The 13,441-nt window shown below is 32.9% G+C and carries 14 protein-coding genes; 5 read left to right on the top strand and 9 right to left on the bottom strand.

All coding sequences use genetic code 11. The features are described 5' to 3' along the window. The first annotated feature begins 19 nt into the window (after positions 1 to 19). Positions 20 to 856, top strand: a complete 837-nt coding sequence (locus tag SOJ_RS12100; RefSeq protein ID WP_107510615.1) for a metal ABC transporter permease — start codon at positions 20 to 22, stop codon at positions 854 to 856. Beyond that, on the top strand, positions 853 to 1,785 hold the full coding sequence (mntC, locus tag SOJ_RS12105) for a manganese ABC transporter substrate-binding lipoprotein MntC (protein WP_002508398.1): 933 nt from the start codon (positions 853 to 855) through the stop codon (positions 1,783 to 1,785). Before SOJ_RS12100 ends, mntC begins: the two co-directional genes overlap by 4 nt. Before the next feature lie 874 nt (positions 1,786 to 2,659). On the opposite strand, the gene SOJ_RS12110 is transcribed toward mntC, so the two are convergent. The 9 genes from SOJ_RS12110 to SOJ_RS12150 all read right to left on the bottom strand — a co-directional run bounded on the left by SOJ_RS12110 (position 2,660) and on the right by SOJ_RS12150 (position 11,559). Further along, positions 2,660 to 4,711 carry a cation:proton antiporter gene (locus tag SOJ_RS12110; RefSeq protein ID WP_002508399.1) on the bottom strand — a complete coding sequence of 684 codons (2,052 nt, stop codon included), beginning with the start codon at positions 4,709 to 4,711 and terminating at the stop codon, positions 2,660 to 2,662. 423 nt (positions 4,712 to 5,134) lie between these two features. Beyond that, a complete protein-coding gene (locus SOJ_RS12115) occupies positions 5,135 to 5,581 on the bottom strand; it encodes a Na+/H+ antiporter subunit G (RefSeq protein WP_002508400.1) in 447 nt (148 codons plus the stop codon). Beyond that, entirely contained in the window at positions 5,556 to 5,858 is a 303-nt protein-coding gene (gene mnhF2 / locus SOJ_RS12120) for a Na+/H+ antiporter Mnh2 subunit F (RefSeq protein ID WP_002508401.1), read from the bottom strand. The genes SOJ_RS12115 and mnhF2 overlap by 26 nt, the downstream gene beginning before the upstream one ends. After that, positions 5,855 to 6,337: a Na+/H+ antiporter Mnh2 subunit E gene (gene mnhE2, locus SOJ_RS12125; protein ID WP_002508402.1), complete on the bottom strand. Its 483-nt coding sequence runs from the start codon at positions 6,335 to 6,337 to the stop codon at positions 5,855 to 5,857. The genes mnhF2 and mnhE2 overlap by 4 nt, the downstream gene beginning before the upstream one ends. Continuing rightward, positions 6,337 to 7,842 carry a Na+/H+ antiporter Mnh2 subunit D gene (mnhD2, locus tag SOJ_RS12130; protein ID WP_037539610.1) on the bottom strand — a complete coding sequence of 502 codons (1,506 nt, stop codon included), beginning with the start codon at positions 7,840 to 7,842 and terminating at the stop codon, positions 6,337 to 6,339. The genes mnhE2 and mnhD2 overlap by 1 nt, the downstream gene beginning before the upstream one ends. Then, positions 7,829 to 8,179: a Na+/H+ antiporter Mnh2 subunit C gene (mnhC2, locus tag SOJ_RS12135; protein WP_002508404.1), complete on the bottom strand. Its 351-nt coding sequence runs from the start codon at positions 8,177 to 8,179 to the stop codon at positions 7,829 to 7,831. The genes mnhD2 and mnhC2 overlap by 14 nt, the downstream gene beginning before the upstream one ends. Then, positions 8,176 to 8,601 (bottom strand): Na+/H+ antiporter Mnh2 subunit B, encoded by a 426-nt coding sequence (gene mnhB2, locus SOJ_RS12140; protein WP_002508405.1) that lies wholly within the window; start codon positions 8,599 to 8,601, stop codon positions 8,176 to 8,178. Before mnhB2 ends, mnhC2 begins: the two co-directional genes overlap by 4 nt. Beyond that, complete coding sequence (locus SOJ_RS12145) at positions 8,588 to 10,984, bottom strand: DUF4040 family protein (RefSeq protein ID WP_002508406.1); 2,397 nt, start codon at positions 10,982 to 10,984, stop codon at positions 8,588 to 8,590. Before SOJ_RS12145 ends, mnhB2 begins: the two co-directional genes overlap by 14 nt. Before the next feature lie 23 nt (positions 10,985 to 11,007). Further along, a complete protein-coding gene (locus SOJ_RS12150; protein WP_037539612.1) occupies positions 11,008 to 11,559 on the bottom strand; it encodes a tyrosine-type recombinase/integrase in 552 nt (183 codons plus the stop codon). Between the two features lie 148 nt (positions 11,560 to 11,707). On the opposite strand from SOJ_RS12150, the gene sroA reads away from it, so the two are divergent. The 3 genes from sroA to SOJ_RS12170 all read left to right on the top strand — a co-directional run bounded on the left by sroA (position 11,708) and on the right by SOJ_RS12170 (position 13,436). Next, on the top strand, positions 11,708 to 11,914 hold the full coding sequence (sroA, locus tag SOJ_RS12155) for a sigS mRNA-stabilizing protein SroA (protein WP_002508408.1): 207 nt from the start codon (positions 11,708 to 11,710) through the stop codon (positions 11,912 to 11,914). A 16-nt stretch (positions 11,915 to 11,930) separates the two neighbouring features. Next, entirely contained in the window at positions 11,931 to 12,149 is a 219-nt protein-coding gene (locus SOJ_RS12160) for a DUF2922 domain-containing protein (protein ID WP_031266061.1), read from the top strand. Between the two features lie 145 nt (positions 12,150 to 12,294). Further along, positions 12,295 to 13,436, top strand: a protein-coding gene (locus tag SOJ_RS12170) for an IS3 family transposase (protein ID WP_156789159.1) whose coding sequence is annotated in 2 segments (ribosomal slippage) — positions 12,295 to 12,565 and positions 12,565 to 13,436 — 1,143 coding nt in all. Because the reading frame shifts where the segments join, the coding sequence is not laid out codon by codon here. The last annotated feature ends 5 nt before the right edge of the window (positions 13,437 to 13,441 follow it).

Below are 13,441 nucleotides of genomic sequence, written 5' to 3' on the forward strand. Positions count from 1 at the left end.
ACAGAAAGGAGATAAATTTATTATGGAATTCGTTCAACATTTACTCGATTATAAATTTTTAAGCAATGCCTTAATTATTTCAATCGTAGTTGGAATTGTATGTGGTACAGTTGGCTGTCTCATCGTCCTTAGAGGACTTTCGCTAATGGGTGACGCAATGAGTCATGCTGTGTTACCTGGTGTCGCCCTATCTTTCTTATTCAATATCCCTATGTTTATTGGGGCATTAATCACAGGTATGATTGCCAGCATCTTCATTGGCTTTATTACGAAAAATAGTAAAACCAAACCTGACGCTGCTATCGGTATCAGTTTTACAGCATTTTTAGCGATGGGTATTATTTTAATCAGTTTGATTAACAGTACCACTGACTTATACCATATATTATTTGGTAACTTACTCGCTGTAACTCAATCAACATTTTGGTCAACAATTGTTGTCGGTGTACTGGTTATGATATTAATCATACTATTCTACAGACCGTTAATGGTCTCAACATTTGATCCAGTATTTAGCCGAATGAGTGGTCTAAACACCACTATAACTCACTATTTTGTAATGTTATTACTATCACTTGTAACTGTAGCGAGTATTCAAACTGTCGGCATTATTTTAGTTGTCGCATTATTAATTACGCCAGCCTCAGCAGCGTTTTTAATTGCAAAAAAATTACATACAATGATGATTATATCAAGTCTTTTTAGTACAATCAGCGCGATTGTTGGCCTCTATTTCAGCTATCTTTATAATTTGCCAAGTGGTGCAACAATTGTATTATGCGCATTCTTGATTTACATCGTTATTTTTATACTAAGTAAATTACAAATTTTTAATAAGAAAGGACAAACTATATGAAAAAAATAATAGCAATTGCACTCGTTTTCATCCTTTTTTTAAGTGCATGTAGCAATGGGAGCAATGAAAAAAGCGATACAGCTTCAAATGATAAATTAAAAATTGTTACGACAAATTCAATATTATACGATATGGTCAAAAACACTACCGGTGATAATGTTGAAATACATAGTATTGTGCCAATTGGCCAAGATCCTCACGAATATGAAGTTAAGCCTAAAGACATCAAAGCACTAACTGATGCAGATATTATTTTTTATAACGGTTTGAACTTAGAAACAGGAAATGGCTGGTTTGAAAAAGCATTAAGTCAAGCCAATAAGTCAACTAAAGATGATTCTGTAGTAAGACCTTCTGAAAATGTAAAACCACTGTATTTAGAAGGTGGCGAAGGTGACAAATCAAAACAAGACCCTCATGCTTGGTTAAGTTTAGACAATGGTATTAAATATGTTGAAACAATCAAAGATACAATATTAAAACACGATAAAAAACATAATGACGAAATCAAAGCTCAAAGCGAAAAGTATCTTGGAGAACTAGAACAACTTAATAAAGAAAGTCATGATAAATTCAATGATATTCCTAAAGAGCAACGCGCAATGATCACAAGTGAAGGTGCCTTCAAATATTTCTCTAAACAATATGACATCAAACCTGGTTATATTTGGGAAATTAATACTGAAAAGCAAGGTACACCTGAGCAAATGAAACAAGCAGTTCAATTCGTAAAAGATAATAATTTGAAGCATTTACTTGTTGAAACAAGCGTTGATAAGAAGAGTATGCAAAGTTTAAGCGAAGAAACGAAAAAAGACATCTTTGGCGAAGTATTTACTGATTCAATCGGTGAAAAAGGATCTAAAGGTGATTCTTATTACAATATGATGAAAGAAAATATCGAAACAGTACATGGCAGCATGGAATAAGTCGATAGGCTATTTAACCTATTATAGGTGAATAGCCCCATGTCGTTCGTTACCCTCCTTATAACGTACGGCATGGTGGTATTCAAGCCTTAAATCATCTCCTTAGCTCCATCAATGGTAGATTCCTCCCCCATTGATGGAGCTTTTTTTTAGCGAAACTTCTTCCTAAAAGGAAGTTAGTTTCGCTTATGCATGCGTCTTGACGCAGGCGTTCCTTAATCTCCCTGTTAAGATAGTGCCTCTTATGAATGCGCCATAGCACAAGTATTCTTCTTAAAAATTCACTTTAGTGTTTAGGTGTTTTTATGCATAAAGACTTACTTTCCAATTCATTGCGATTAGTAAGTCTTACGCATATGCTTTAGCATATGTGATCCACTACAACAGCTCAGGCGTTCCTTCTCTCCTACAAGGAAATTAGTTTCGCTTATACATTCGCCTTTAAGAATGTATTACTCAATCGTTTAACTCATTGATGTTATTCTAAATAACCTTTGAATAAGTAATATCTACATTAGTATTACAGGGTCTATTGATAATCTTCCATTATTTAATTTAAATATATTATTACTGTTTAAAAAATGTCAGTAATTTGAGTCGAAGAATACAGGCTGAGGCTGTGCCCGTGGAAAGCGTACAAAAAAAGTGCCAACAAAGTCGGAGACTTTGTCGACACTCTGAGAGGCTGAGACAAAATACATGTCTCAGCCTCAATTATTATATTAGCGGTGGCTGACTGAACTGAAAATGCGGTTATATTAAGCTCTTGTATTCCATTTTCTAGTTAGCTTTGCTGGGTTCGCTCATACGACGAAATCTTGTTAGAAAAATTAGATTTCTGTCCCACTCCCTCATGCTATTTAAGAATCATTCATTAATCCGTTAAACTATCTACAATAATCATTTCATCATAATTTATTGCTTCACGTATTTTTAAAGCAGTAACTTCGCTTACCTCTTCATCTTCAACCATTTGATTCAATACACGGCGTTGTTCTTTAAGCGCCGTTAATTTAATTTTTGTTATTGAATCCTCGCTTTTTGCATTAAAGAAATTAGACGGCGTTAAGTTATCTATACGTATAAGATAACTATCACAGATCATACCTACTTCTAATTTATTATCTTCAGTTGTTTCTTTAGCTAAACGACTTACGACGCGATAATGTACTGTACGCATAACATTAGAGATTTCTCGCAAGTTGTCAATGATGGATAATGAAGTAGCTGCATTGGTCTTAACTTTACGTTTAATTCTACGTTTTAAAATCATTGCTCTAAGTTCAACTTTTATACGTTGAAGTAACGAAGCTTGCTTATAGACTTGCGTACGTTCAGAATAACGCATATAGTTTTCTAGAACATTAGTAGTAATATCACCATTCTCTACTAAACCTTTTAATGTATTATTTTCAACCGCAAATGCAATATTTTGTAGTCTTTGAAGTTCCTTCGTATTTTCATCTTCGTTTTCCACAGTTTTTAAAAATGCTAATTTCTCATGATAATCCTTGATTACATTACCATATTGAAAACTAGATTCCACAGATGACATTTGATTTAAATTATCAATGACTTTTTCTAATATTAAAACACGTGCCTGCTTGAAACTCATTCCTTTTTGTTTCGGTTTTTCAGCATTTGGTGTAACTAATGGTAAGACAAATTGCGCAACAATCAAACTAATAATCACCATTCCAGATGCTATAAAAAGTAAATCATCTCTAAAAACAAAAGAATGATGATCTGCTAACACATACGGTAGAGTTAAGGCAATTGCTAACGAAATTGTGCCATGAACGCCGCACACCGTCATGACAAACGCATACATGCCACGTTTTGGAGGTGCTTCTGTCGGTTTCTGATTATCTTCATTATAAGAAATCATTTTTTGGAATGGACTGACTGGTAAGTAAAAGTAAGGATATAATATGAATACCCATAAAAATCTAAATAAATATATCGCAAGTGCAATTAAGCAAGTAACGACAATTAAGAAAATTAAATTATGAGGTTCATTTTCTATAATTCTTCCTACTACTTCAGGTATTAAGTATCCTAAAATAGAAAATACAAAACCATTTAATGCATAACCTAATATATTCCAGGTGTGGTTATAACTCATTTGCAATCTCGTACGTGCTTGAGCAATACGGTCACGCTCAAAACCATGTACTAAACCTGCCACTACAGCAGCAATGATACCTGATGCATGAAACATTTCTGCCACTATATATGTCACAAAAGGTGTAACAAGCTGTATAAAAGTGAACATATTAATATTTTCAATACCACGTCTAGATAACGTTACTCTAAATCTTACTAAAGCTACCCCAATAAGAAGCCCAACAATAAAACCGCCTATTGAAGAAACAAGAAATTGTTCAACAGCATGCGTCACTGAAAACGCACCTGTAACAAGTGCTGCTACAGCAATTTTAAAAGATATGATACCCGCAGCATCATTTAAAAGTGACTCACCCTCTAAAATTGTCATAGATCCTTTTGGTAACACTTTCCCATTTGTAATAGCTTGAACTGCAACAGCATCTGTAGGGCATAATATCGCAGCAAGCGCAAAAGCTGCAGCCATTGGTAATTCCGGCCAAATCCAATGAACAAAAAGCCCTACTACAATTACAGTAGTAATGACTAAACCTAATGCCATCATTAGTACCGGTTTAATATAACGCCTTAAGTGGACACGCGAAACCTTAACCCCTTCTACAAAAAGTAATGGTGCAATTAATGCAACCATAAACAGTTCTGAATCGAAATGAAGTTCAACAGGTACAGGAATCACATACACCAACATACCGAGTATAATTTGAATAAAAGCTAAAGGCACTTTCGGTATAAAAATGTGTACAAGTGAGCTAACGATTACTAGTGCTAAAAAAATGAGTATCGTCTCAAATATTTGCAAGGTTTCACCTCTTTTCAACTTAATTATTTTTTCATAATTGTTGAGGTTGAAACAATAAATAATATCGTTTTTTAAATGAACATACTGTGTCTCAAACTCTTACACCTAATAACAAATAGTATAACCCCTATCACCTATTTGATTAATATTTTTAAAATTAACACAATTACAAATATATATTATTTTATCATTTTTTTACCCTTTGCTTAAACGTATTACACTTAGGAAGTTGAATTTTTTTTACAACTTTTCATATACAGTCTAATGCACAATTAAATAGTATTACCTAATTTAATATAAAAATCACAATAGAATGCATATACAAAATAGGTCTGATGCATACGCGTTCGAGACAACTAAAAAAATGATGAGGCTGCGACATATACTTATGTCCCAACTTCATCATTTTTTAGAATTTATATATTAGTAATCGTGTTCTTTTTCATATGTTTTACGTCTACGTTCTTCACGATCTTCTGCACGTTTTTTCAACATATCAAATGTATTATTTTCCTTAGAACTCAACAATATATTTGTTTGTCTTGGCGCGTCACTTTTACGATACATGTATGCCCCTGTACGATAAGCGGCACGTGATATTAAGTGTCCTCCGACTGGCGACGTTAAATTAATAAACACCAATGCCAAAATAAGTCGCACACTTAAATAACCTTGTGAAGAAATAAAATAGATAATAACGCCTACAAGTGTCAGTAATACTGAAAGTGTAGAACTTTTAGTCGATGCGTGACTTCGTAAAAATACATCTTGAAATTTAATTAAACCTATTGCACTTATTAATGCGATAATACTTCCTAAAAACATCATAAATGCTGCGATTAAATTAACGATTTCGCTTGTTATTTGCATTGAAGACGTGCCCCCCTTCTATAAATCTAGAAATGGAAACGCTGCTTACAAATGAAATAATAGCGATTAATAGAATTGAATCAAGGAACGAGAATGTACCAAAGACAATACTTAGCATACCTACCATAGACATAAGTATGGCACTTGCGGTATCAAAAGCAACTACCCTATCAGCAGTTGTTGGTCCTTTAATCAATCTAAATAAAGTTAATAATAATGCAATTCCAAACAAAATCAGTGCACTTGTAATGAAAAAATCAATAAGGGATTCTATCATTCTGCCACCTCCAATATGAGTCCTTCATATTGTCTAATACTTTTTAGCAATTTTTGTTTTTCTTTGTCTGACACATCAATTGCGTGTATAAAGAACTTTTGTTTTTCTTTTGAGATTCTAATTACTGTTGAACCAGGCGTTATAATAATCAAAATTGTTAAAAAGCTAACTTCCCAATCACTACTTAACGTTGTTTCATAAGTTACCAAGCCCGGATTTAAATCTTTAGTTTTAAATAAAATATAATTAATTGTTGTCATACTAGACGTGACTAGTTGATATAGATAAACAGCTAAAAATTTAATCGTTACCCAAACTTTTTTCAGATAAAATTGCTGTCCAAAAAAGCGGTGTAAAATATAGATAACTAATAAGCCAATAAGATAACCTGAGGAGAACGTTGATGCTTTAAAAGATTCTTCATCTTGAAAAAGTACCCATAAAAAAGCAATGACAATGTTAAGCAAGACTTGTTGCATTATTTATCCTCCTTCACTAAATGAGGGTTAACCATTTTTTCATATAGTCCATCATCCATATTTAAGTGTGTCGCATTATCTGTCACTTTGAAAATCAATGGCGCTGCAAGTCCCATAGCGAGTATCACTGCTGTCAATATCCCAATGAGACTTTTACGATACGTAGGTATCTTTTTAAATTCTGTTTCTACAGCTTTCTTCTCATTACCCAGATACATCGTAAAGAAGATTCTGAACAAGCTAAACATTGCAATTAAACTTGTAATTATCATTAAAGCTAAGCCAATATAATTACCATTTTCTATAGCACCTTTAAAAATGAATACTTTACCAGGGAAACCACTAAATGGTGGTACGCCTCCGATAGCTAAGATCATAACTACAAAAGCCACACCAAAGAATGGTTCTTGTTTGGCTAGACCATTTAAATTTCTATATTGTCTGTATCCAGTAATATAGACTAAACTACCAATAATAAAGAATAGCAATGTCTTAACGACAATGTCATTAGCTAAATAGAAAATAGCGCCATTGACGCCAGCATAGGTATTTGATCCTAATCCTAATATGATAAATCCAATTGAAAGTATAACTTGATATGCTGCAATCTTTTTAATATCACGATAAGCAAGTACGCCAAATGCTCCAATCAGCATTGTAATACAAGCTAAAAATACCAGTAGTGGATGCGTAATGCCTTCATGACCATCAAAAATCAATGTAAAGAACCGGATTAATGCGTAAGCCCCTACTTTAGTCATTAATGCTGCAAACAGTGCTGCAAGTTCTGTATTTAAAACTGCATAGGCTTTAGGTAACCACATAAAGAGCACTAATGCTGCTTTAGCACCAAAGGCAATTAAAAAGACCATAGACACAATCGTTATAGCACTTTTGTCATTCATCTCATTCAATCGCTGTGCTACAAGAGCAAAGTTTAACGTACCTGTCATTTTATAAAGCAACCCAATACCTAGAAGTAACAACCATGATCCAAGTATATTAAGTACCACATAAATAATTGCCGCACGTAATTGCTCAATTGATTGTCCTAATGTGATAAGTACGAAGGATGCCAATAACATAACTTCAAACATGACATATATATTGAATAAGTCAGCTGTTAAAAATGAACCTATAACACCTACAGTTAAGAATAAGATGAAACTTGGTAGATAATAGCGTATTGCTCTTTTCTCTGTTCTACCAAAACCATAAGCCATAATTAACGTAACAACGAAGCTGGATGTAGTAACCATCAATAAACTTAATGAATCACCAACAAATTGAATACCAAAAGGTGCTTCCCATCCTCCAAAATCTAAGGCAATAGGTTTGTTATACATTACGTGAATTAATAAGTACAATGAAATAACTGTTGTAACAGCCATCGTTCCAATTGAAAAAACTCGAGACAATCTGCTGTTAGTACGGATGAAGACAAGGGCTAATGCACAAACTGCTGGGAGAAGTAACGGTAGTATTAATAAATTACTCATTAGCATCGTCGTCATCACCTCTCAATACATCAATTTCATCTTCTTTTGTTACACGATACGTTCTATATACAAGTACTAATAGAAAAGCTGTCATTGCAAAGCCAATTACAATCGCCGTTAACACAATTGCCTGTAATAAAGGATCAACAAAGTTTTTACTGCCTTCTCCTATCAAAGGTTCAACCATATTCTTGCCATATTGACCCATACTCATAATAATTAAATTGCCTGCATGTGTGTAAATAGATATACCTATAACGATTCTTATTAAATTGACTGATAATATCATATACGTTCCGATAAATATTAAGAAGCCAATAACCATTAATAATATAAGATTCATGATCGACCACCACTTATAGATAACATAACCGTTACGACAACACCTACAACAGATAATACAATACCTGCTTCAAATAACGTTACGGTCGTTAAATGGACTTCACCTAACAAAGGTAATTGTACATATGCGTCAGTTTGGTAAAGGAACGGTTTACCAAAAAACATAGGTACAACTGCAGTAGCAAAAGAAACTAATGAACCTATGATCATTAATATTCTAAAATCTAAAGGCAAAGCGACCAACACTTGTTTAACATCGAAGGCCAAGAACATTAAAATAAATGCTGAGCTAAATACAAGACCACCAATAAAGCCGCCACCTGGATTATTATGACCTGCCAAAAACAGATAAAATCCAAAAGTTAACAATATAAAAACGACAATCTTGGTTACCGTTCGTAATACAACATCATTCTCTTTCATCTTGACCCCTCCGTTCTTTAAAGTTAAGTAATGTATAAATTCCTAAACCAGCAATGATGAGCACCATACCTTCAAATAAAGTATCTAGTGCACGGAAGTCACCAAGAATGGAATTTACAATGTTTTTGCCGCCTGACAACTCATATGCATCATGGTAAAATGTCGAAATTGTAGGCATCGAGTCACTTTGTTGTGCAATAAATACAAGCATGACTACAATCACTGCCATCAATAGCGATACAATAATTTTGACCGCTTCACGTTTTTTGTGAACTTTTGTACGCGGTACGTTGGGTAGTCTTGAGAAACTAACAATAAATAATATTGTTGTAATCGTTTCGACAACTAATTGTGTTAATGCTAAATCTGGTGCTTTCATTAATATAAAGAATATCGTTACACAATAACCGATAATTCCATTTAAAATAACCATTGTTAAACGTTGACGTATAAATGTTAAAGCAATACCTAGTACAAATACAACAATTAATGTGATCACTTCTAACGGGCCAAATTCACTCACATGAATTTGTTGCACTTTTGGAAATCCTGTTTGAATAACTCCATATACCACAACCATTATAAAAATAAGTAAAGTTAATGTGATGTAATGATTTAAACGGTTATTCATTAAGCTACGGATTCCATATCCTGAATAATGTTCAAATTGTTTATATGACCCTAAATATAGATCTGTAATTGATGTTACTTTAATCTTATTAGCATATTTTTTCCAATCGATTTTAAATACTGCTGTGAAGCCAACAATCATTACAATCAAACTTAAAATCAACGGTAAATTAAATCCGTGCCACTGTGATACATGTGGCGCTATTTTATCTACATTTTCTCCAATTGTGATACTTCGTAATGCCGGTAAAATAATATGATGTCCAAATATATTTGGAACAAAGAATATAATCGGTAACAAAATCATCATAATTGCAGAAGGTAGTGTGAACATGAATGGTTCATGCGGATTTTTTATCGGTAAATCTGCTTTCTGATAGTCTCCCCAGAAAACTTCCTTAATCATGTAAACTGCATAAATCAAAGTAAATATACTTGCTACAACGCCTATCACCGCAATAATTACCGTAAGGAATATATTGAATTGGGGTAATTGGTGTGCGCTCACAAGTCCGTCAAAGAACATTTCCTTACTCAAGAAGCCATTTAAAAATGGAATACCTGCCATCGATAAAGCAGAAAGTAACATTATTATATGTGTAATGGGAAACACTTTTCTTAAACCTGATAAGCGACGAATATCTCTTGTACCTGTCTCATGGTCAATAATACCTACACCCATAAACAGCGCACCTTTAAACAAAGCGTGATTCATTAAATGGAATAAAGCTGCGAACAGTATTAAACCATAAATTTTAGAAAGGTCACCTGTCGGATGTTGAGCAAATCCTCCACCTAGTCCTACCATTGATACAATCATACCTAGTTGACTAATTGTAGAATAAGCTAATATTGCTTTCATATCGACTTGACGTATCGCATTGATTGCACCAAAAATCATTGTGATTAAACCAACGAATGTCACACAATAAATATAGAAATCACTTAAACCTAAAACAGGTGTGAATCTAAATAGCAAGAATATACCTGCTTTAACCATTGTTGCCGAATGTAGATACGCACTTACTGGTGTTGGAGCAGCCATCGCTTTCGGTAACCAAATGTGAAATGGAAATTGAGCTGACTTTGTAAATGCCCCTATTAAAATGAGAATAATAATAGGTATAAACAAGTCACTTTGGGCAATTTTATCACTCTGTTCAATAATTGAAGTTATTGAATTGGTTCCTGTTACAGTATAAATCATAATGAAACCTGCTAATAATGCCAAACCACCAAAGACTGTAATCATAAATGATTGTATGGCCCCAAATTGACTATCACCTTTATTGTACCAATAGGCAATAAGCAAGAACGAAGATACACTTGTTAACTCCCAAAACACATACATAAGAATCGTATTGTTAGCAGTAACGATACCTAACATACTGAGCATAAAAAGTAATAAATATACATAAAAACGTGGTAAATTGTCATGTTCTTTAGATAAATATTGAGTTGCGTAGTAAAATACGGCTAAACCAATGAGTGAAATTAATAAACTGAAGAATAAACTCAATCCATCTAATCTAAAATCAATATTGATATCTAAGAGTGTTAGCCACGATATCTTAACCGTTACAAAATGTCCTGCCATCACTTGAGGTATTTGCCATAAAAAGTAAATCGAAGAAATAATCGGTGCAATTAAAGCAATTTGACCTGCAAATCGCTGGAATTTAGGATTTATTAGTGTGCACAATACCGCTACCATGATTATAATCAAGGCACCCAGTAAATATATTAAGCTCATCATATCCCTCCTTTAATTATATTTTATAAATTTAAAGCTATTGTTGTTTTAGTAGTCTTTGCAGAAATACCTATGAATTTCATCGTTTCAAAAGTTGTTTGATGACCTAAATATTTTTGAATAATAGAAATAGATATACCAGATTGATAAGCATGATAAGCAAATGTCTTTCTTAACGTCGTCAAACCAATATGTAACATGCCTAACTCTTCAGCTGCAGCATGGATAATACGATATGCTTGTTGTCTTGATAGACCTTTTAAAGTTCTATTTGATCGAAACAATAGCTCATCATTTTTCAGATCTTCTTCTGTAATAAAGATCATTAATTCATTCCTCAACGTGTCGGGTAATCTAATATGAATATTGGGAGCATGGTCCTCTAGCCAATACTGCTTAATATCATCGTGTTCGTCTTTGACGTCTGACACACAAAGATTTAGTAGTTCGGAAAGTTTAACACCAGTATGTATTGCAAACTTGAATAATAAATAATCTCGTTTCGACTTATTACTTAATACTTCATACATAGACTTTATCTCTTTTATATCCCTTATAGGGTCCACTTGATTCATATATTCACCTCTTAACAAATTGAATGTTTCTTATTTAATGATATATGATATTTATGTCACATGGAAGTATTTAAACCGAATTTCCCAAAAAAATTTTGACCATTTTAGGATGTTTATTCGATATATATAGTGAAAGGAGGTTAAGCAAATGAATCAAATCAAACAGCTTGGAGTCACATTAACTCGCGTTTTGTATGATCAAGATGGAAAAGCTTCAAAGTTCAAGCGTCATTTCGCAAATTTAAATACCGAAGCAACGCCAGAACAAATAAAAAGCTTCAAGTCTATTATTGAGCAAATTACTGGTGAGCACTTTGACACTATCGAAGTTATTAAAACTGAAACAATTAATTAAGGAGGAGAAAGAAATGATGTCCCAAACATTAGAACTTATTTTCAATGATGCTGTGAATAAAACAATCAAATTGCAAATACCTAAGATCGAACATTCGGTAAACGAAGGTACGGTTAAGGAAGGAATGAATAAATTAATCACGCTTGATATTTTGAGACCAAAAACAGGCATCCCTACAAAAGTTCATTCTGCGCATATTATAGATAAGACAACCAATGTTCTATTTGAAAATTAGTTAATTCTATTATAAATATATTTACTTAGGTGATTAACTAAAAAAAGGCTTGAAACAATTTGAACTGACCCCCAATTGTGGGAATAAAATAAAAACACTTTCGTTGAATTCATACTAAAATGAATTTATACGGAGGTGTTTTTCTATGAAAAGAGTTACTTATTCACTAGAAACCAAAAATAAAGCTATTGAAATGAAAATTGAGGGATATAGTGCAAAAGAAATTATGAATACATTAAACATTAGAAATAGATCACAAGTGAAAACTTGGTGGAAATGGTACCAAAATGGTGAACATTATAGATTTCATCAACAAGTTGGAAAACAATATTCCTACGGAAAGGGATTAGAAGAACTTTCAGAAATTGAACAATTAAAATTGGAGAATAAAAGAAAAAACGCAGAATTAGAAATTTTAAAAAAGTACAAGGAATTGGAAAGGGAGTGTCGCCCAAAATAATAATACAAGTGGTTGAAGCATTAGAATCAAAATATACAGTTAAAATGATATTAGAGGTATTTAACATACCCAAATCTACCTATTATCGCTGGAAATGTAAAAAACATGAAACAAATTCGGAATTAGAAGCAATTAAATCGATTTGTCATAAGCACAAATATACCTATGGTTATAGAAAAGTGACTGCTGAATTAAATAAATTTAGTAAGGAAAAAATTAATCACAAGAAAGTGCAAAGGCTTATGCAAGAAAACGAATTGAATTGTAGGGTTAAACCTAAAAAATCTAAAAAACCAGGTAATCCATTCTATAAAACAGGCAATTTGTTACAGAGGAATTTTAATGCAAATCGTCCATTAGAAGTACTTGTAACAGATATTACTTATTTACCTTTCGGTAATACAATGTTGTATCTATCGTCAATTATGGATGTCTATAACGGGGAAATAGTTGCTTATACTATAGATAATCACCAGAATCAAAATTTAGTGAACGAGACTTTGAACCAATTAGAAATTCCAGATAGTTGTATACTTCATAGCGATCAAGGAAGTGTTTACACATCGTATGAATATTATAAATTATGCGAAGAAAAAAGCATTACCAGAAGCATGTCCCGTAAGGGAACGCCAGCTGATAATGCCCCAATTGAATGTTTCCATTCCTCGCTAAAGTGTGAAACATTCTACTTAAATAAAGAGCTCAAGAGCTCTAATAACATTGTAATAGATATTGTCGAAAATTACATTGAAAACTATAATAAAGTAAGAATTCAACAAAAACTAGGCTACTTATCTCCTATAGAGTTCAGGAAATTAGCATCCTAGAAAAT

The sequence above is a fragment of the Staphylococcus sp. OJ82 genome, assembly GCF_000294465.1.
GTDB classification, from domain to species: Bacteria; Bacillota; Bacilli; order Staphylococcales; family Staphylococcaceae; genus Staphylococcus; species Staphylococcus equorum.